19 protein-coding genes and 2 tRNA genes are annotated in these 19,781 nt (G+C 61.8%); 13 read left to right on the top strand and 8 right to left on the bottom strand.

The features are described 5' to 3' along the window. The first annotated feature begins 11 nt into the window (after positions 1-11). On the top strand, positions 12-965 hold the full coding sequence (locus tag C4Q26_RS18315; RefSeq protein ID WP_023381923.1) for a lipoprotein: 954 nt from the start codon (positions 12-14) through the stop codon (positions 963-965). A 152-nt stretch (positions 966-1,117) separates the two neighbouring features. Here C4Q26_RS18315 and dinB read toward each other — a convergent pair whose 3' ends face one another. Beyond that, a complete protein-coding gene (dinB, locus tag C4Q26_RS18310; protein ID WP_104881356.1) occupies positions 1,118-2,182 on the bottom strand; it encodes a DNA polymerase IV in 1,065 nt (354 codons plus the stop codon). A gap of 215 nt (positions 2,183-2,397) precedes the next feature. On the opposite strand from dinB, the gene C4Q26_RS18305 reads away from it, so the two are divergent. The 4 genes from C4Q26_RS18305 (at position 2,398) to C4Q26_RS18290 (ending at position 6,864) form a co-directional block, all read left to right on the top strand. Then, a tRNA-Met gene (locus C4Q26_RS18305) sits at positions 2,398-2,474 on the top strand. A gap of 135 nt (positions 2,475-2,609) precedes the next feature. Further along, positions 2,610-2,686: transfer RNA gene (locus C4Q26_RS18300), tRNA-Met, on the top strand. A 243-nt stretch (positions 2,687-2,929) separates the two neighbouring features. Next, positions 2,930-5,572, top strand: coding sequence for a bifunctional lysylphosphatidylglycerol flippase/synthetase MprF (mprF, locus tag C4Q26_RS18295; protein ID WP_027907395.1), 2,643 nt, complete (start codon positions 2,930-2,932; stop codon positions 5,570-5,572). Continuing rightward, positions 5,572-6,864 carry a virulence factor family protein gene (locus tag C4Q26_RS18290; RefSeq protein ID WP_023381926.1) on the top strand — a complete coding sequence of 431 codons (1,293 nt, stop codon included), beginning with the start codon at positions 5,572-5,574 and terminating at the stop codon, positions 6,862-6,864. The genes mprF and C4Q26_RS18290 overlap by 1 nt, the downstream gene beginning before the upstream one ends. Positions 6,865-6,989: 125 nt before the next feature. On the opposite strand, the gene C4Q26_RS18285 is transcribed toward C4Q26_RS18290, so the two are convergent. After that, complete coding sequence (locus C4Q26_RS18285) at positions 6,990-8,900, bottom strand: potassium transporter Kup (protein WP_104881355.1); 1,911 nt, start codon at positions 8,898-8,900, stop codon at positions 6,990-6,992. 234 nt (positions 8,901-9,134) lie between these two features. Between C4Q26_RS18285 and rimO the strand changes: the two genes are divergently transcribed. From rimO to tsaA, 5 genes are all read left to right on the top strand, one after another. Then, a complete protein-coding gene (rimO, locus tag C4Q26_RS18280; RefSeq protein ID WP_023381928.1) occupies positions 9,135-10,466 on the top strand; it encodes a 30S ribosomal protein S12 methylthiotransferase RimO in 1,332 nt (443 codons plus the stop codon). 86 nt (positions 10,467-10,552) lie between these two features. Then, positions 10,553-11,011: a GNAT family N-acetyltransferase gene (locus tag C4Q26_RS18275; RefSeq protein WP_023381929.1), complete on the top strand. Its 459-nt coding sequence runs from the start codon at positions 10,553-10,555 to the stop codon at positions 11,009-11,011. Positions 11,012-11,132: 121 nt separating this feature from the next. After that, entirely contained in the window at positions 11,133-11,843 is a 711-nt protein-coding gene (locus C4Q26_RS18270; RefSeq protein ID WP_023381930.1) for an rRNA pseudouridine synthase, read from the top strand. 47 nt (positions 11,844-11,890) lie between these two features. After that, a complete protein-coding gene (locus C4Q26_RS18265; protein WP_027907394.1) occupies positions 11,891-12,352 on the top strand; it encodes a DUF1456 family protein in 462 nt (153 codons plus the stop codon). Between the two features lie 6 nt (positions 12,353-12,358). Further along, positions 12,359-13,060 (top strand): tRNA (N6-threonylcarbamoyladenosine(37)-N6)-methyltransferase TrmO, encoded by a 702-nt coding sequence (gene tsaA / locus C4Q26_RS18260; protein WP_104883377.1) that lies wholly within the window; start codon positions 12,359-12,361, stop codon positions 13,058-13,060. A gap of 120 nt (positions 13,061-13,180) precedes the next feature. Here tsaA and fpr read toward each other — a convergent pair whose 3' ends face one another. After that, the gene (gene fpr, locus C4Q26_RS18255) at positions 13,181-13,960 is read right to left on the bottom strand and encodes a ferredoxin-NADP reductase (RefSeq protein WP_023381933.1); all 780 of its coding nucleotides are present in this window, start codon (positions 13,958-13,960) and stop codon (positions 13,181-13,183) included. Between the two features lie 118 nt (positions 13,961-14,078). Between fpr and finR the strand changes: the two genes are divergently transcribed. Then, positions 14,079-15,005: a LysR family transcriptional regulator FinR gene (finR, locus tag C4Q26_RS18250; RefSeq protein WP_023381934.1), complete on the top strand. Its 927-nt coding sequence runs from the start codon at positions 14,079-14,081 to the stop codon at positions 15,003-15,005. Here the strand turns inward: finR and C4Q26_RS18245 are convergent. From C4Q26_RS18245 to C4Q26_RS18235, 3 genes are all read right to left on the bottom strand, one after another. After that, positions 15,002-15,364, bottom strand: a complete 363-nt coding sequence (locus tag C4Q26_RS18245; RefSeq protein ID WP_104881353.1) for a diacylglycerol kinase — start codon at positions 15,362-15,364, stop codon at positions 15,002-15,004. The two genes, finR and C4Q26_RS18245, sit on opposite strands and share 4 nt — an antisense overlap. A gap of 73 nt (positions 15,365-15,437) precedes the next feature. Continuing rightward, on the bottom strand, positions 15,438-16,088 hold the full coding sequence (erdR, locus tag C4Q26_RS18240) for a response regulator transcription factor ErdR (protein ID WP_023381936.1): 651 nt from the start codon (positions 16,086-16,088) through the stop codon (positions 15,438-15,440). A 179-nt stretch (positions 16,089-16,267) separates the two neighbouring features. Beyond that, the gene (locus C4Q26_RS18235) at positions 16,268-16,978 is read right to left on the bottom strand and encodes a tRNA-uridine aminocarboxypropyltransferase (RefSeq protein ID WP_104883376.1); all 711 of its coding nucleotides are present in this window, start codon (positions 16,976-16,978) and stop codon (positions 16,268-16,270) included. A gap of 223 nt (positions 16,979-17,201) precedes the next feature. On the opposite strand from C4Q26_RS18235, the gene C4Q26_RS18230 reads away from it, so the two are divergent. Beyond that, positions 17,202-17,621, top strand: a complete 420-nt coding sequence (locus tag C4Q26_RS18230; protein ID WP_023381938.1) for a quorum-sensing-regulated virulence factor family protein — start codon at positions 17,202-17,204, stop codon at positions 17,619-17,621. On the opposite strand, the gene C4Q26_RS18225 is transcribed toward C4Q26_RS18230, so the two are convergent. Beyond that, positions 17,622-17,825, bottom strand: coding sequence for a hypothetical protein (locus C4Q26_RS18225; protein WP_023381939.1), 204 nt, complete (start codon positions 17,823-17,825; stop codon positions 17,622-17,624). Positions 17,826-18,130: 305 nt separating this feature from the next. Here C4Q26_RS18225 and C4Q26_RS18220 point away from each other — a divergent pair, with 305 nt between their 5' ends. Further along, complete coding sequence (locus C4Q26_RS18220; RefSeq protein WP_023381940.1) at positions 18,131-19,249, top strand: LOG family protein; 1,119 nt, start codon at positions 18,131-18,133, stop codon at positions 19,247-19,249. 57 nt (positions 19,250-19,306) lie between these two features. Here the strand turns inward: C4Q26_RS18220 and recX are convergent, their stop codons facing one another. Next, positions 19,307-19,777 (bottom strand): recombination regulator RecX, encoded by a 471-nt coding sequence (recX, locus tag C4Q26_RS18215; protein WP_023381941.1) that lies wholly within the window; start codon positions 19,775-19,777, stop codon positions 19,307-19,309. Positions 19,778-19,781: the final 4 nt, after the last annotated feature.

The following is a 19,781-nucleotide window of genomic DNA, read 5'->3' as shown; positions in this document are numbered from 1 at the left end:
CACGAGTGATCATGTCCAAGCGAAGTACCTTTACCCTGGGGGGCGCCGCTTTGTGCGGCGCCCTGCTGGTCAGCGGCTGCGCCAACCAGATGTCCCAGCGCAGCGAGCACGAGGAACGCGTCGAGCGCAAATTGCTCGAGCACAGTCTGCAGATCGATGTCGGCGAGCCGAAGGTGATGGAACTGCCTCAACGGCGCGTTCGGGTCAATGAGCAGAAGCGCTTCGAAGTCACCGAGTTCGAAGTCACCCGTCGCTATGACCGCTACACGCCCTACCAGCCCTGGCGGGAGATCTACGAGATTCCGCTGGGTGCGGTGGCAGTGGTTGCCGGGATCGGCGCCAATGTGGTCAACGTCTTCGCCTTGGGCAACCTGCCGGACAGCGTCACGCACGATTGGCTCAACTACGGCGTGGCCGGGGTAAACCCGTTCATGAACGTGCAGTCCAATGGTCGTGCTCAGCAAAACCTTGCAGGCATCAGCGAAGTGCAGAAGGGCAAACGTGAAGAGTTCACCAGCATGCCCTGGAGTGAACGCCTGGTCGAGGTGAAGGCTGGCAAGCAAACCCACGAGCTGACCACCGACAGAAACGGCGTCTTGCGCCTGAACCTGCTGGACAGCCCGTTCTCCGAGCAGCACCTCAACCACGTCGGCACCCTGCACCTGCATGTGGCTGATGAAGAGAACGCCGTGCGTGGCGATGCCAGCTTGTTGGTCAGCGCCACGCTGCGCAACAAGTTGCTCGAAGCCCATGAGCTGATTTTCGATGACCTGGAAGACGATGACGTCGGCCAGTGGGTACACCGGGTCAAGCGCCTGTCGGAGCTGGGCCTGGAAGAAGAGGCCAGTGAAATGGAGCAGAGCCTGATCGAGCTGACCCGCAACGATCCGGAGCTGCAACAGGAGTTCCTGCAAGCGCTGACCAAGGCTACCGGCCGGTTGGTGGCAGATCCGGGCGTGCAGTAATAAAGCATCGCTGATAAACCGGCCTCTCCAGATACCGCTAAAAAAGCCAGACGCTCGACTCCGTGAAAGCGGCCTTGCGTCGCGTTAGGGCTACACAGGAGCTCTATCGTGACGCAAGGCCGCTTTCACGAGGTTGGCCGACACTGCATTGCTCACGGCCCTGGGAACAGCTCCAACTGCTCATGGGCCCCTCGCAAGTCCCGCAGCCTCACCCCTACCCCCAGCAAACGCACCGGCTTTCCGCCACGGGCAAAAGCCTGGCTCAGCAACTGCCGATAACTTTCCAGATCCCTGCCCGCCCCCGCCTGCTCCAGGGTGGTCTGGCTAAAGTCATGGAACTTGACCTTCACGAAAGGTTTGTCCGGTCGATAGCTGCTGTCCATTCGGGCGATTCGCTCATTCAGACTGGCCAACAGTTCAGGTAACCGTTCAAGACAGCTGGCGAGGTCAGGCAGGTCGGTGTCGTAGGTGTTCTCCACACTGACCGACTGCCTGCGACTGTCGTTGTGCACTGCCCGCTCGTCGATACCGCGCGCCAGCCCCCATAACCGCTCGCCGAAACTGCCGAACTCGCGCACCAGCGCAAGTCGCGACCAATCCCGCAGGTCATCGCATGTGTCGATCCCCAGGCGCGCCAGCTTATCTGCTGTGACCTTGCCGACGCCATGCAGCCTGGCCACCGGCAAAGCGGCGACGAAAGCCTCCACCTCATCTGGAGTGATGACGAACAGTCCATTGGGCTTTCGCCAGTCACTGGCAATCTTGGCCAGGAACTTGTTCGGCGCCACACCCGCCGAAACCGTTATGTGCAAGGTGCGCGCGACCCGCCGACGAATATCTTCGGCAATCCGTGTAGCGCTGCCGGAAAACCACTGGCTGTCGCTGACATCCAGATAGGCCTCGTCCAGCGACAACGGCTCGATCAGCTCGGTATAGTCTCGAAAAATGGCGTGGATCTCGCGCGAGGCCTCGCGGTAGGCATCAAAGCGCGGCTTGACGATCAGCAGGTCAGGGCACAGCTTGAGTGCATGCCGCGAGGACATGGCCGAACGCACGCCATAGGCGCGGGCCTCGTAGTTGCAGGTGGCGATCACCCCCCGCTGTTCGGGCTGCCCCCCTACCGCCATGGGGCGCCCCGCCAGACTCGGGTCGTCACGCATCTCGATTGCGGCATAGAAACAATCGCAGTCGATGTGAATGATCTTGCGCTGGGACATGGCCTACCATCGGCACTGTAAATTCATACAGATAGTAGCGTAAGCGCCCCTTATGGAAACAGCCCGCATGCGACAAGACCGGCCAATCGGGCTGAAAGCCACGTCAATCCTGAGCTGCGGACTCATTGCATACGCTAAGAGATTGAACAAAAAAGGTTTTTTTCACGAAACAGCTTGACATAGGGAAGCAAATCCGTAGAATTCGATCTCACAGGCGCGGGATGGAGCAGCCTGGTAGCTCGTCGGGCTCATAACCCGAAGGTCGTCGGTTCAAATCCGGCTCCCGCAACCAGATTCGAGAAAAGGCCACTGTTCACACAGTGGCCTTTTTCTTTGGCCCTTGAAAAAGGCGCGGAAGAAAAATGACGAAAAATCAATGCTTAATGCTTGACAGCCGTCCGCGAAACTGTAGAATGCGCACCACTGACGCGGGATGGAGCAGCCTGGTAGCTCGTCGGGCTCATAACCCGAAGGTCGTCGGTTCAAATCCGGCTCCCGCAACCATATTCGTCAGAACAAACCCCGCCTGTTTAACAGCAGCGCGGGGTTTGTTGCTTTTCCCCTCCAGGAAATTCCCCGCCTTACCCCCCCCTACGGCCAGGCCCCGTGTATTGGATGAACTATCTTTAACCCGCTCGGACGGCTAAAAGCGACGTCGCCCGGAGTAATATCTGGATACGTTTTCCAAAGGGACTTTCTCTTGGCCGCACCTTTCCCCCACCTCGCGCTGTGTGCACGGGGTACCCCATGACCTCCCGCAACCCTGAGCCTCAGGCTACCATCGCCTCGGCCCTACCCAGCGCCGCGCACCAGCTGACCTGGCTGGAGCGCATAAGCCGTTATCGCCAACCCATCGGGCTGGCGGTGACCTTGTTGCTGTTCGCCATGGGCCTGATCGCCTGCCGGCACCTGTTGAGCGAACTCGACATCTATGCCTTGCACGATGCCATGCTCAGCGTGCCGACCCGTGCGCTGCTCGGCGCCTTCGTGGCCACCGTGGTGGGCTTCGTGATCCTGCTCGGGTACGAATGGTCGGCCAGCCGCTACGCAGCCGTGAAACTGCCGCTACGCACTTTGGTGCTGGGTGGTTTCAGTGCGTTTGCGATTGGCAATGCCATCGGCCTGTCGATGCTGTCTGGCGGCTCGGTGCGCTACCGCCTGTATGCGCGCCAGGGGCTGGGTGCCGGGGAAGTTGCGCGGATGACGGTGTTCGCCAGTCTCTCCCTTGGCTGCGCGCTGCCTCCCCTGGCAGCCTTGGCCACCTTGAGCGACCTCTCTGCCGCAGCCACCGCCTTGCATATGGCGCCAACACTGTTGGCAGGTATCGCGATTGCCGTGCTGGCCGCGTCCGTCGTGCTGGTCATCGGGCTATACCGCCGACGCCAGGCCGAACAACCCTTGGCCGACAACCTGCTGGTACAAGTCGGACGCCGTACACTGCGCCTGCCCGGGGCTCGCCTGACGCTGCTGCAGTTGCTGATCACCGCCCTGGACGTCGCTGCGGCAGCCACCGTGCTCTATCTACTGCTTCCAGAGGCTCCGCCATTTGGCGCGTTCGTGCTGGTGTACCTGTTGGCCCTGGCCGCAGGCGTGCTCAGTCACGTACCGGGTGGCGTCGGCGTCTTCGAAGCGATTCTGCTGGCAGCCTTCGCTGATCAATTGGGCGCAGCGCCCCTGGCGGCGGCGCTGCTTCTATACCGCCTGATCTATGTCGTGCTGCCGCTGCTGATGGCATGCGTGCTGCTGCTGGCCAACGAAGCCCGTCGCTTACTGTTCGCCCAGCAGGCTATCAAGGCAGCCTCCGGGCTGGCGGCGCCGATCCTGGCGATCCTGGTGTTCCTCTCCGGCGTGGTCCTGCTGTTCTCCGGTGCGACACCGGAAATCGACACCCGCCTCGAACATATGGGGTTCCTCGTACCTCACCGACTGATCGATGCCTCGCACTTTGGCGCCAGCCTGATCGGTGTCCTGTGCCTGCTGCTGGCCCAAGGCTTGCGGCGCCGACTGTCGGCCGCCTGGCTACTGACCACTGTGTTGCTGCTGGTCGGTGCCTTGTTATCGTTGCTCAAGGGCTTCGACTGGGAAGAAGCGAGCCTGCTGACCGTGACCGCAGCCTTGCTGGCGTTGTTCCGTCGCTCGTTCTACCGCCCAAGCCGCTTGCTGGAACTGCCATTCTCGCCAATCTACCTGGTAGCCAGTGCCTGCGTGGTCGGAGCGTCGGTCTGGTTGCTGCTGTTCGCCTATCAGGATGTGCCCTACAGCCACCAGTTGTGGTGGCAGTTCACCCTGGACGCCGATGCCCCGCGTGGTCTTCGCGCCGCGATGGGCAGTGCGGTACTGCTGGTGATCGTCGCCCTGACCTGGCTGTTGCGCACTGCCCGCCCAGTGATCCACCTGCCAGATGATGATGAACTGCAGCGCGCCCACCAGATTCTGCTGGCCTCCGACCAACCCGACGGAGGCCTGGCCCTGACTGGCGACAAGGCGCTGCTGTTCCACCCAAGCGACAAGGCCTTCCTGATGTATGCGCGCCGTGGTCGCAGCCTGGTGGCCCTTTACGACCCCATTGGCCCTGCGCAAGAGCGCGCCGAAATGATCTGGCAGTTCCGCGACCTGTGCGACCTCCATCATGCCCGCCCAGTGTTCTACCAAGTGCGAGCGGAGAACCTGCCCTTCTATATGGATATCGGCCTGACCGCGCTCAAGCTCGGCGAAGAGGCCAGGGTCGACCTGCGCCGCTTTGACCTCGAAGCCAAAGGCAAGGAAATGAAAGACCTGCGCTACACGTGGAACCGCGGCGGCCGCGATGGCCTGAGCCTGGAAATCCACGAACCCGGCCAAGCGCCCCTGGCTGAACTGAAGGAGATTTCCGACGCCTGGCTCGGCGGCAAGAACGTGCGCGAGAAAGGCTTCTCGCTCGGGCGCTTCAGCGCCGAGTACCTGCAGCACTTCCGTATCGCCCTGATTCGCTTCCAGGGCCGGCCGGTGGCCTTCGCCAACCTGCTGGAAACCCACAGTAACGAACTGGCCAGCCTGGACTTGATGCGCGCTCACCCCGAAGCGCCGAAGCTGACCATGGAATTCATGATGATCGGTCTGATCCTGCATTACAAAAGCCGAGACTATGCACGCTTCAGCCTGGGAATGGTTCCGCTTTCCGGCCTGCAACCGCGCCGTGGCGCCCCGCTGACACAGCGGTTGGGTTCGATGGTGTTCCGCCGCGGCGAGCAGCTTTACAACTTCCAGGGTCTGCGGCGCTTCAAGGACAAGTTCCAACCGGACTGGGAACCCCGTTACATGGCCGTGCCGGCCGGGCTCGACCCGCTGGTGGCACTGGCTGACACTGCCGCCCTGATTGCCGGCGGCCTGACTGGATTGGTGAAACGTTGATGATCCGACGCTATTGGTTGTACGTACTGGTTCCCTTGCTGCTGGCCGCGCTGTGCGGCGCCCTGGCCTTCTGGCTATGGGCTCGCCCGGCGCCCGAGGCGCGCCTTGAACAGCTGACCCTGGACGGCACCAGCATGACCCGGGTAACTCCGGGGGTTCACGCCAAGGCCAGGGTCGCCATCGGCGTACCCCAGGACCAAGCCCTGACCGGCAAGCAACTGCTGGACCTCAGCCAGGCTGGCGAAGCGCAACTGGTGCAAGTGATTCTGCCGCCGAGCGACTGCGCGAAACAGCAACAGGCGATGGACCAGGCCCTGAGCCAACTGTCCGACAAGCCGACCCTGGTTGCCGGTATTGGCCCGGGTGCGGCTCAAGCCTGGCGCTGGCTGGCCAGTCAGAGCGATGACAAGGCCCGCGCCATCTCCGTCGACTTCAGCCTCGAACAGCCGGGCTGTGCCACTGCCCTGCCGAAGTCTGCGGCCCACGGTCACTGGAACGTAGCCTGGAACGACAACCCCGATGACGCCAGCGCTGCGTTCGTGCGCGACCAGGCCAATGCCGAGACCAGCATCAGCGATTACGACATCCATCTGCCGCAGGTACTCAAGACGCAGTTGACCCAGGCATTGGTCGGTCGCGACGGTAACGCGCTTGCCATTCCGGTGGTGGAAGTCCCGGCTGGCCAAACCACCGATACCGTGACCCTGTTCCTCTCGGGCGATGGCGGCTGGCGTGACCTCGACCGCGACGTGGCGGGTGAGATGGCCAAGCTCGGCTACCCTGTGGTCGGTATCGACACGCTGCGTTACTACTGGCAGCACAAGACCCCGGAGCAAAGTGCCGCCGACCTGTCCGAACTGATGCAGCATTACCGTCAGAAATGGGGCACCAAGCGCTTCGTGCTGACCGGTTACTCGTTCGGCGCAGATGTGCTGCCAGCCATTTACAACCGCCTGCCTGTCGAGGATCAGCAGCGAGTCGATGCCGTGGTTCTGCTGGCGTTCGCCCGCAGTGGCAGCTTCGAAATCGAAGTCGAAGGCTGGCTGGGCAAGGAAGGTCAGGAAGCGCCGACCGGGCCGGAAATGGCCAAGCTGCCAGCGTCGAAGGTAGTGTGCGTCTATGGTGTTGAAGAGACCGACGAAAGTGGTTGCACCGACAAGACTGCCGTGGGCGAGCGCCTGAAACTGCCAGGCGGGCACCACTTCGACGAAAATTACCCGGCCTTGGCCAAGCGCCTGATCGGCGAGATCGAGACCCGTCAGGGCAAGTCCAGCGTCGCTGAACAGAACTGAGGCGTAGCCACGCTCCCACAGGATTACCGTGGGAGCGGCTTTGTGTCGCGAATGGGCCGCAAAGCGGCCCCTGATCACAGCCTCCCTGCATCCAGAAGGGCTGCTACGCAAGGCCGCGATGCGCGTCAGATCTCGACTTGAGTCCCCAACTCGATCACCCGGTTCAACGGCAGGTTGAAGAATCGCAGGTTGCCGTTGGCATTCTTCAGCAAGAACGCGAACAGGTTGCCCCGCCAGCGCGACATCCCTTCCAGGCGCGAAGCGATGACCGTTTCACGGCTGAGGAAGTACGTCGTGCGCATCGGGCTGAAATCCAGCTCATCCAGATGGCACAGCTTCAGCGCTTCAGGCACGTCGGGCTCGTCCATGAAGCCAAAGTGCAGCAACACGCGGAAGAACCCATCGCCGTAGGCCTCCACCTCGAAACGCTCCTGCTCCGGCACCCTTGGCCGGTCTTCGCTGACCACGGTCAGCAGCACCACCTGGCTGTGCAGCACCTGGTTGTGCAGCATGTTGTGCAACAAGGCATGAGGCACTGCATCAGGCCGCGCCGTCAGGAACACCGCGGTGCCCTCGACGCGGTGCGGCGGCTGCACGCGGATGCTGCTGATGAACACCGGCAGCGGCAAGCCGCCTTCGTCGATACGGTCCACCAGAATCTGCTTGCCACGCTTCCAGGTGCTCATGAGCAGGTACAACACCCCGCCCGCCAGCACCGGGAACGCACCGCCCTGGACGATCTTCGGCACGTTGGCGGCGAAGAACAGCCCATCCACCAATAGGAAGCCCAGCAGAATCGGCACGGCCAGCACCGGCGGCCACTTCCAAAGCAGCAGCATCACGGCCGACACCAAAATCGTGGTCATCAGCATGGTGCCCGTCACCGCCACACCGTAGGCTGCAGCCAGGGCGCCAGAGGATTCGAAACCGATCACCAGCATTACCACGCCGGCCATCAGCGTCCAGTTGACCGCACCGATGTAGATCTGCCCCTGCTCGTGACTGGACGTATGCTGGATCTGCATGCGCGGGATATAGCCCAGCTGGATCGCCTGGCGCGTCAGGGAGAAGGCTCCGGAAATCACCGCTTGCGAGGCGATCACAGTCGCCAAGGTCGCAAGCCCGACCAAAGGCAGCAGCGCCCAGCCTGGCGCCAACAGATAGAACGGGTTGCGCGCGGCCTCGGGGTTCTGCAGCAAAATGGCGCCCTGGCCAAAGTAGTTGAGCACCAAGCCTGGCAAGACCAAAGCGAACCAGGCGCGGGCGATCGGCTTGCGGCCGAAATGCCCCATGTCGGCATACAGTGCCTCGGCCCCGGTCAGTGCCAGCACGACCGCGCCGAGAATGGCGACCCCCATGCCCGGGTGCACGATGAAGAAGTTCACCGCCCAGCCCGGATTGACCGCCTTGAGCACCTCAGGGCTTTGCGAGATGCCATAAATCCCCAGCGTTCCCAGCACCACGAACCAGGTCACCATGATCGGACCGAACAGCTTGCCGATCTTGTCGGTGCCATGCTTCTGCACCAGGAACAGCGCCACCAGTACCACCAGCGAAATCGGCACTACCCAGTGGTCGATGCCTTCGAACGCCAGGCCCATGCCTTCGACCGCCGACAGGACCGACACTGCCGGAGTGATCATGCTGTCGCCATAGAACAGCGAAGCCCCGATCAGGCCACTGACCACCATCAGCGTGCGCAACCGCGGATAGGCCGCCGTGGCCCGCCGCGCCAGCGCCGTCAGGGCCATGGTGCCGCCCTCCCCCTGGTTATCGGCACGCAGGATGAACATCACATATTTGAACGACACCACCCATAGCAGCGACCACAGAATCAGCGACAGGATGCCCAGCACCCCATCGTGATTGACCGGCACTCCATACCCCCCGGAGAAGACTTCCTTGAGTGTGTACAAAGGGCTGGTGCCGATATCGCCATAGACCACCCCAACAGCTGCCACGAGCAGGCCCAGCGACCGAGCCGCGCCCTGTTTCTCGCCGTGCCCGCCCTCGGCGTGACTGCTTGCCTGAACCATCGACCACTCCCGCAGACGGCCCCGAAGGCCAATAGAATTCACTCCCACGCCTGGGCCCTGCACAGACCCGGACGCAACGGCGCGAAGCATAGCGCAGCGTTCGTCGTATTTCTGCTGGTCAAGCGACCTCGCGCTCGCTAGAATTGCGCACTTTTTGATCAGAGGCGCCAAAAACGCCCGCCTGGATCGCCCCGCCAGAGGCCGGGGTGGCCTGTTTCAATACCGAGGTTAGCCATGTCCACCACTCCCGCCACGCCGAAGGTCGGCTTTGTTTCCCTGGGTTGCCCCAAGGCCCTGGTCGATTCCGAGCGCATCCTGACCCAGCTGCGCATGGAAGGTTATGAAGTCGTGCCCACCTACGAGGACGCCGACGTCGTGGTGGTCAACACCTGCGGCTTCATCGACAGCGCCAAGGCCGAGTCGCTTGAAGTGATCGGCGAAGCGATCAAGGAAAACGGCAAGGTCATCGTCACCGGCTGCATGGGCGTCGAAGAAGGCAACATCCGCGATGTGCACCCGAGCGTGCTGTCGGTCACCGGTCCGCAGCAGTACGAGCAGGTGGTCAATGCCGTGCATGAAGTGGTACCACCACGCCAGGACCACAACCCGCTGATCGACCTGGTACCGCCGCAAGGGGTCAAGCTGACCCCACGTCACTATGCCTACCTGAAGATTTCCGAAGGCTGCAACCACAGCTGCAGTTTCTGCATCATTCCATCGATGCGCGGCAAGCTGGTCAGCCGCCCGGTGGGTGAGGTGCTGAGCGAGGCCGAGCGCCTGGTCAAGGCGGGCGTCAAGGAAATCCTGGTCATCTCCCAGGACACCAGCGCCTACGGCGTCGACGTCAAGTACAAGACCGATTTCTGGAACGGTCGCCCGGTCAAGACCCGCATGCTCGAGCTGTGCGAGGCCCTGAGCAGCCTGGGCGCCTGGGTGCGCCTGCACTACGTGTACCCCTACCCGAACGTCGACGATGTCATCCCACTGATGGCCGCTGGCAAGATCCTGCCGTACCTGGACATCCCGTTCCAGCACGCCAGCCCCAAGGTGCTCAAGTCGATGAAGCGCCCGGCCTTCGAAGACCGCACCCTGGCGCGCATTAAGAGCTGGCGCGAGCAATGCCCCGAACTGGTGATCCGCTCGACCTTCATCGTCGGCTTCCCAGGCGAGACCGAAGAGGACTTCCAATACCTGCTGGACTGGCTGACCGAAGCTCAACTCGACCGCGTCGGCTGCTTCCAGTACTCGCCTGTCGAAGGCGCTCCGGCCAACGATTTGGGCCTCGAAGAAGTGCCTGACGACGTCAAGCAAGAGCGCTGGGACCGCTTCATGGCTCACCAGCAGGCGATCAGTGCGGCTCGTCTGCAACTGCGCATCGGCAAGGAAATCGACGTGCTGATCGATGAAGTCGAAGAACAAGGCTCGGTCGGCCGCAGCTTCTTCGATGCTCCGGAAATCGACGGCAGCGTGTTCATCGATGGCGACCACGGCTTCAAGCCGGGCGACAAGGTTCGTTGCCGTGTGGTAGACGCCGACGAATACGACATGTGGGCAGAGCCCCTCTAAGGCAATGCACCGAAAAATACCCCGCCGACTGGCGGGGTATTTTTTTGCATCTATGGTGATCTCAATGGACCTTGAGGATCCCCGCGATGCCACCGGCAATGACGCTACACACACCGCACTTGAGCGACTACCCCGAGCTTGTCCGGGTCTGGGAAGCATCTGTGCGCGCCACCCACGATTTTTTGCCCGAATCCTACATCCTGCTGTTGCGTGAGCACGTCCTGCGTCGCTACCTCGATGCCGTGATGCTGATCTGCTGCAAAGACCGCCGGCAGCGTATCCTGGGCTTTGCCGGCGTGTCCAATGGCCAGGTCGATATGCTCTTCGTCGCCCCGGAAAGTCGCGGCATCGGCGTAGGCAAGCGGCTGCTGCACTACGCCATCGAAGAACTGAATGCCGAACGCCTGGATGTCAACGAGCAGAACCCTCAGGCACTGGGCTTCTACCTGCATGAGGGGTTCGAAGTAGTCGGTCGCTCGGAAACCGACGGACTGGGGCAGCCCTACCCGCTGCTGCACATGAAGCTGATTCGCACCGCATCCTAGGACACAAGACAACCAGAGCGTGCGACGCTTCCGAAATGGCGGAATTGACATAGATTCCCATCATCTGGAGTGCGCAGGCAGGTACAATGGTCGCCTTTCCCCGTTTTTGCGAATTACAGCCATGTCTGAACCCGTCCGCCTGTCCAAACGCCTGATCGAGCAACTCGGCTGCTCACGCCGCGAAGCCGAGCTGTACATCGAAGGTGGCTGGGTCACGGTCGATGGCGTGGTGGTCGAGCAGCCTCAGTTCAAGGTCGACAGCCAGCGCATCGAACTGCTGCCAGGCGCGCGGGCCGAGACGCTGGAGCCGGTGACACTGCTGATGAACCAGCCGGCCACCCTGGACAGCGAGACCGCTCGTGCGAGCATCAACATGGGCAACCTCAGCGAAGCCCACCGCGAAGGCGTGCGCCCTTTGCACGGGCACTTTGCCCGGCTGTCCTGTATCGCGCCGCTCGAGCGCGGCGCCAGTGGCTTGCAGGTATTCACCCAGGACTGGCGGGTGACCCGCAAGATCGACGCCGACCTGCGCCGCATGGAGCAAGAGTACATCATCGAAGTGCGCGGCCAGACCACGCCCCAGGCACTGGAACGCCTGGCCCGTGGCGCCACCCGCAATGACCGGGAACTGCCCAGGGCCAAGGCCAGCTGGCAGAACGAGACCCACCTACGCATGGCCCTGAAGAACCCGCAACCTGGCCAGATCGCCGAACTGTGCGCCTACCTGCGCCTGGAGTTGCTCGGCATGCGCCGCATTCGCGTGGGCGGTGTATCCATGGGCAAGCTGGCGCTGGGCCAATGGCGCTACCTGGCCAGCACCGAACGTTTCTAAGCAAAGCGCCACGCCCTTGGCGTGGCTTTGAACAGGATTTAGCGACAATGAACCACAACGACGTCTTGCGCAGCCTGCGCTACATGCTCAAGGTGAACGACGCCAAGATGGCCGAGATCATCGGGCTGTCCGGCCTCGAAGTGCACCCGGTGGTGCTCGCCACTTACCTGAAGAAAGAAGACGAGGCAGGCTTCGTACGTTGCCCCGAGCGCGTCATGGCGCATTTCCTCGACGGACTGGTGATCTACCGCCGTGGCAAGGACGACAGCCGCCCGCCGCTGCCCGTCGAGCTGCCGGTGACCAACAACACCATTCTAAAGAAGCTACGGGTGGCCTTCGAGCTCAAGGAAGATGACCTGCACGCGATACTCAAATCGGTCAACTTCCCTGTTTCCAAACCCGAGCTCAGTGCCCTGTTCCGCAAGGTCGGCCATGACAACTACCGCCCTTGCGGCGACCAGTTGCTGCGCAACTTCCTCAAGGGCCTGACCTTGCGCGTGCGCGGCTGATTGGCCATGCAGCATACGGTCTCACCTATCGGCATCGTCCACTCCTGCTTCAAGGAAAAGTTCGCCATCCCCCGTCAGCCTCGCTTGGCACCCGCCGCGCGGGGCGTGCTGGAGTTGTTGCCGCCGTTCGACCAGGGCGAGGCGGTAGCTGGCCTGGAACAGGTCAGCCATGTGTGGCTGCTGTTTCTGTTTCACCAAGCGCTGGAGGACAAGCCCCGCCTAAAGGTGCGCCCACCGCGTCTGGGCGGTAACAAAAGCGTGGGGGTATTTGCCACCCGCGCCACCCACCGGCCCAATGGCATCGGCCAGTCGGTGGTTCGCCTGGAAGCCGTGGAGCCTGGGCGTCTGCTGTTGTCGGGGATCGACCTGCTCGACGGCACACCGGTGCTGGATATCAAGCCCTATGTACCGTATGCCGACAGCATTGCCGAAGCCCACAACCGCATGGCTGGCGACGCGCCAGAAGCCATTGCCGTGCAATGGTCCGACAACGCCTTGCTGCAGGCCCGGAATCACGCCTTGCGCTTGGGTGAGCCGCTGATCGAGCTGATCGAACAGTGCCTGGGCCAAGACCCACGGCCGGCCTATCAGGTACCGCCGCCGGAGCGGATTTACGGGGTGAAGTTCTGGGATGTGCAGGTCAGGTGGCAGTATCCGCAGCCGGATAGGATTCGGGTGCTGGAGGTCGTACCTGATCAGGCCCAGTGACCTGCTTGCCGTGCACCTGTAGCAGGCTTGCCGACGATAGGGCCGATAATGTCAGCACAAAAACCTCAGGTATAAAAAAACGCAGGCCAAGGCCTGCGTTTTTGAGTTCCAGCGTCCGCCTTACTTCTCGACGAATGCACGCTCGATCAGGTAGTCACCCGGCTCACGCATACGCGGGGAGATCTTCAGGCCGAAGCTGTCCAGGACCTCGCTGGTCTCGTCGAGCATGCTTGGGCTGCCGCAGATCATGGCGCGGTCGTCCTGCGGGTTGATCGGTGGCAGACCGATGTCGCTGAACAGCTTGCCGCTGCGCATAAGGTCGGTCAGGCGGCCCTGGTTCTCGAACGGCTCACGGGTAACGGTCGGGTAGTAGATCAGCTTGTCACGGACCGCTTCACCGAAGAACTCGTTCTGCGGCAGGTGCTCGGTGATGAACTCGCGGTAGGCCACTTCGTTCACGTAACGCACGCCATGGACCAGGATGACCTTCTCGAAGCGCTCGTAGGTTTCCGGGTCCTGGATGACGCTCATGAACGGCGCCAGACCAGTGCCGGTGCTCAGCAGGTACAGGTGCTTGCCTGGGTTCAGGTCGTCGAGTACCAGGGTGCCGGTGGGCTTCTTGCTGATGATGATCTCGTCGCCTTCCTTCAGGTGCTGCAGCTGGGAGGTCAACGGACCATCCGGCACCTTGATGCTGAAGAACTCCAAGTGCTCTTCCCAGTTCGGCGAAGCGATGGAATAGGCGCGCATGAGCGGACGGCCATTGTCCTGTTGCAGGCCGATCATCACGAACTGACCGTTCTCGAAGCGCAGGCCCGGGTCACGGGTGCACTTGAAGCTGAACAGGGTGTCGTTCCAGTGGTGCACACTGAGGACACGTTCGTGGTTCATGTTGCTCATTTATGGGGCTCCTGAAGAAAGACGCAGCGCGTAAAACGCGCAGTTGCGCGATAGTTTAGGGGCAGCGACAATATCTGTTAACTGAATTATCAAGATATGTGTTATCGGTTATATAGATATGCGATTCACACTCCGTCAGCTGCAGGTCTTCGTCGCCGTCGCTCAGCACCAAAGCGTGTCGCGCGCTGCCAGCGTGCTTGCGCTGTCGCAATCGGCGGCCAGCACCTCGATCACTGAACTGGAGCGTCAATCCAGCTGCCAGCTGTTCGACCGGGCCGGCAAGCGCCTGAGCCTCAATGCCCTGGGGCACCAGCTCTTGCCCCAGGCCGTCGCCCTGCTCGACCAGGCCAAGGAAATCGAAGACCTGCTCAACGGCAAGTCCGGTTTCGGCTCACTGGCTGTTGGCGCTACGCTCACCATCGGCAACTACCTGGCGACCCTGCTGATCGGCAGCTTCATGCAGGTGCACCCCGAGAGCCAGGTGAAGCTGCATGTGCAGAACACTGCGCATATCGTGCAACAGGTTGCCCACTACGAGATTGACCTGGGTCTAATCGAAGGCGACTGCAATCACCCAGACCTGGAGGTTCAACCTTGGGTCGAGGATGAACTGGTGGTGTTCTGTGCCCCGCAGCATCCGCTGGCCAAACTCGGCCGGGCGGACGTCCAGACGCTCTCCCAGGAAGCCTGGATCCTGCGCGAACAAGGCTCAGGCACTCGCCTGACGTTCGACCAGGCCATGCGCCACCACCGCGCCAACTTGAACATTCGCCTTGAGCTGGAGCACACCGAAGCGATCAAGCGCGCCGTGGAATCGGGGCTGGGTATCGGCTGTATCTCACGCCTGGCGTTGCGCGATGCTTTCCGGCGCGGCAGCCTGGTACCGGTGGAAACCCCCGAGCTCGACCTGATGCGCCAGTTCTACTTCATCTGGCACAAACAGAAATACCAGACCTCGGCCATGCGCGAGTTTCTCGAACTGTGCCGCAACTTCACCGCAGGCTTCACTCGCAGCGACGAAATCGTGCTGCCGCCGATCGCTTAAAGCAGAATCACACCCCAGACCAGCGCCACCATGGTCAGCGCTACCAACTGCGCGGCACTGCCCATGTCCTTGGCGTTCTTCGACAAGGGATGACGCTCCAGCGAGATGCGGTCGATCGCCGCCTCCACCGCCGAGTTGAACAACTCGACGATCAGGCCCAGCAGGCAGACCGCGATCATGATCGCCCGCTCCGCTCGGCTGACAGGCAGCCAGAAGGCGGTCGGAATCAGCAACACGTTGAGCAGCACCAGTTGGCGGAACGCAGCCTCGCCCTTGAAAGCCGTGCGCAGGCCATCGAGGGAGTAGCCGGCGGCATTGACGATACGTTTGAGGCCTGTCTGGCCTTTGAATGGCGACATAGGTGTGACTTCACCGTTAAAAGGCCGGCAGACTAGACCAGCGCAAGTCAAAAAAGCGTGAAGCAGCAAACCGTCAACTGGCCGCAACTGATTCCAGTTGTTGCAGCAGCAAGGCAGCCTGGGTGCGAGTACGCACGCCCAGTTTACGGAAGATCGCCGTGACATGGGCCTTGATGGTCGCTTCGGACACATTCAGTTCGTAGGCAATCTGCTTGTTCAGCAACCCTTCACAGACCATGGTCAACACCCGGAACTGCTGCGGCGTCAGGCTGGCCAAACCTTCACTGGCCGCCTTGGCCTCGGCGGAAACGTCGACCTTCTCGAAGGCCTGGGGCGGCCACCAGACATCGCCGTCGAGCACTTTCCTCACGGCATCCTGGATCACTTCCAGCCCGCTGGACTTGGGAATGAAACCGCTGGCGCCAAATTCGCGGGACTTGACCACAACAGCCGCCTCTTCCTGGGCCGAGACCATCACCACTGGAATTTGCGGATACTGGCCGCGCAGCAGCACCAGACCGGAGAAACCGTAAGCACCTGGCATGTTCAGGTCGAGCAGGACCAGGTCCCAGTCGGCCTTTTCGCCGAGGCGGGTTTCCAGTTCCGCGATGCTCGCCACTTCGACCAGGCGTACGTCCGGGCCCAGGCCCAGGGTTACCGCCTGGCGCAATGCGCTGCGAAACAGCGGGTGGTCATCGGCAATCAGGATTTCGTATGTGGCCATCGATCTATGGATCCTGTTCTGTGCCAGGCGCATGCGGGGGAAGGGAGCGCCCGGCGGGGAATCGGCGCCAAGGATGCCGAGCACGGTTGGGGGCGGTCAAGCCGATCACCCTGCCGCCTCGCCCACCCTGGCTGCCAGCTCCGTCATTATGAACCATCGGGGTGTTGTTGCCCCTTGGACTATAGGAAGGTATGCAAACGTTGATGAATGTCATCCTGCTCATCCAGCGGCAGGCGACGCTTGCCACTCAAGTAGTGCAGGCTGAACACATCCAGGTAGGCATCCAGCGCCTGCGAGGCCCGGCTGTCACCGGCCAGGTCCAGGCACATGGCCGCGACTTCCGCAGTGCAGAAATGATCATCGCGCTTGGAACAGCGCAGGCGGTAACGCGACATCTGCTCGGCTTGCAAGCTCAGCACCGGGAAACGATCAAGATAGGGACTCTTGCGAAACATCTTGCGTGCTTCGGTCCAGGTCGCATCGAGCAGAATGAACAGTGGGCGCTTGCCCGGTTCCCGTACGACCTGGCTGACCACGCGCTCCTGGGCAACGAATTCGCCAGGAAACACGATGTAGGGCTGCCATTGCGGATCCTCGAGCAATGCCAACAAGCGCTCATCCACCGAGGTGCGCAACCAGCCGAAGGCAGCGGTGTCCTCGATCAGGTCAGCGATCAACCAACCGGTATTGGTCGGCTTCAGTGGCTCGGTATCGTGCATCAGCAGGCAGACACCGGAATCCGCCTGGACTCGGGGCTTCCAGGCGCACAGGCAATGAGTGGCGATCACCCGGCAGTCGGGGCAACGTTCGGCACGCGACCCACGGGCAATGAAGGGTTTGTTGCTGCGCGCCAGGCGCTCGGCACGCAGGCGCGCGACCGCATGGTTCATGCGGGCAGGCCTTGGGAGAGGTTGGAAAGGGTCACTGCGATGACTCGGCGAATACAAAACGCCAGTCTACCAGAGCGGTTGCCATTTGCCGTGCAGGCGTGCCGGTCGCTCCCTTATAATCGGCCTTTGGGTGCCCCACTGTTATCCGCCATGACGCGGATGGGCAGGGAACGCCAACTGCCGGCGCAGGTCAAAGCGCCAGTCATCGAACCAGGAGAGATTCATGCTGCGTCTTATCGTCCCGACCTTGAGCCTGTTGCTCACCCTGCCCCTGGCTGCCCAGGCGGCGTCCAAGCAGGAGTTCGAGCTGAACAAGCTGCTGCAGAAGGTCGCCAAGGAAAGCAGCGTCGGCACCCCACGCGCCATCAACGAAGACATCCTCGACCAGGGTTACACCGTCGAAGGCAAAGCCCTGATCAACCACTTGAGCGTGCGTGCCAGCCACGCTGCACGCATGCAGGAAAACCCGGCACAGGTGCGCAGCCAGCTGGGCGACAGCGTGTGCCGCAACAGCGGTTACCGCAATTTGATGTCCAAAGGCGCGGTGATGGTCTATCGCTTCACGGTCTACAAGACCAATCAGCCGGTGATGGACCAAGCGTTCGACGCCGCCAGCTGCACTGCCGGCAACAAGAAGAAGTAATCAGAGCACCTGCTCGTTCCGCGCGCGCTGCGGCTCATCCTCGGCGCGCATCTCGGCCAGCAGCGCCTGCAGGTAGCGTGACTGGCACTCCAATGTCGCCAGCCTGCGACGGCACTCGGTCTCCAGGCTTACGTGGTGATCATGCGCCGCACTTTCCAGTTGTTGGTAGAGCTGGGAGTCCACCTCGATGACCAAGCGATGCATACCGCCACCTCCTGCATCGACACGATTCGCTTTCCCAGTTAACCAAACCCGCACCGCCATGGGCCATGTGCCGACGAGCGGCGACTTCGCTCCCTGCGGCACGATCATGCGCAAGGGTCTAGATTGATAGCGAGGATCCTGAAATCAAAGAAGATGGATTGATTGCCACTGCATCAGGGCCTTGAAGGCCTACTGCAATGCTCGGTATGCACACTCGAGCCACAGCAGCCAGCGACACACGCAGTGTCGCGGCCGAGCCACTCCATCGGCCCGGTCAGGGGTTTTGCTGCAGAAGGAGACGTTGAATGCCTTACCAACCGAATGAGCTTTTGTTCAACCACTTCAGGGACAGCGGCATCGACCTGAACAAGATCGACGAACAACTGCAACTGGTCGCTCCCGACAGCCCCAACCTGCCCTTGTATCGCGACATGATGTTGACCGTTTTGCGTATGGCCCACGATGACACCGATCGCTGGAGCGCCAAGATCACCCTGCAAGCACTGCGCGAACTGGATCACTCGTTCCGTACGCTCCAACGCTACAAGGGCCGCAGAAAGGTAACAGTGTTCGGCTCGGCCCGTACGCCGCTGGAGCACCCGATGTACGCCTTGGCTCGCGAGCTGGGCGCAACGGTGGCGCGCTCCGACATGATGGTCATCACCGGTGCCGGGGGTGGCATCATGGCCGCCGCGCACGAGGGTGCAGGCAGCGAGCACAGCCTGGGCTTCAACATCACCCTGCCGTTCGAGCAACACGCCAATGCCACGGTGGGCGGCACCGACAAGCTACTGCCGTTCCACTTCTTCTTCATTCGAAAACTGTTTTTCGTCAAGGAGGCCGACGCCCTGGTTCTGTGCCCTGGTGGCTTCGGCACGCTGGATGAGGCACTGGAAGTGCTGACCTTGATCCAGACCGGCAAGAGCCCGTTGGTTCCAGTAGTGTTGCTCGACTCACCCGGTGGAAGTTTCTGGCAAGATGCCCTGGACTTCTTCACCCGCCAGTTGGAAGAGAACCGCTACATCTTGCCCAGTGACCTGAAACTGCTTCGCCTCGTGCACTCTGCTGATGAAGCCGTGGAGGAAATCAACCAGTTCTACAGCAACTACCACTCCAGCCGCTGGCTTAAGAACCAGTTCGTGATTCGTATGCATCATCCGCTGAGCGATGCAGCGCTGTATGACATCCAGGAGGGATTCGCCGACCTGCGCCTGAGCGGCAAGTATCACCAGCAACCCGACAGTGGTGCCGAGCACGAGCTGGGCAAATTCAGCCATTTGACGCGACTGAGCTTTGCCTTCAATGGCCGTGACCAAGGGCGCCTGCGCGAACTGGTTGACTTCATCAATCTGCCGGAAAACTGGGCCAAACCTGAGCCGATGCATACGACTCAGCGGGCCAGGGAGGCCTTGAAGGTGAGCTGAACGCTTTTTTGAGGGGGCATGCCAGCAAGCCGCCGCCTACGATTGCCAGGCCTTTACTCAGTAATCATCGAGGTCACGGCCGCTAAGCAGGCGGCCGATCATCTCCATGGAGAAACCTCGGTAGGCAAGGAATCGGGTCTGCTGGGCACGGCTGCGGGGGTCATGCGGACGCTGCCCGGCGAACTTGCGTTGCCAGACATCCTGTAGTCGCTCTGCCCAGTTCACCTCGCTGTCACGTAGTGCCTGGTCGACGTCATTGCGGTCCAGCCCACGCTGGCCCAATTCCTCACGAATACGTGCGGGGCCATAACCGGAGTTGGAACGGTAGCGGATGAAGCTTTCAAGGTAGCGGGCTTCGCTGAGCAGCCCCTCTTCTGCAAGCCGGTCGAGCTCAGGTTGAATCAGCTCCTCCGGCGCGCCGCGCTGACGCAGCTTGCGCGTCAGCTCGACTCGACCATGCTCGCGGCGTGCAAGCAGGTCCATGGCTGTCCGCCGAACGGCGACGGGGGTGTCGAGTACGGCGGACATAGGG

This window comes from Pseudomonas sp. SWI44 (genome assembly GCF_002947915.1).
Lineage (GTDB): Bacteria > Pseudomonadota > Gammaproteobacteria > Pseudomonadales > Pseudomonadaceae > Aquipseudomonas > Aquipseudomonas taiwanensis.
Note: the sequence above shows the minus strand (reverse complement) of the source record. Positions and strands in the feature narration are given on the sequence as shown.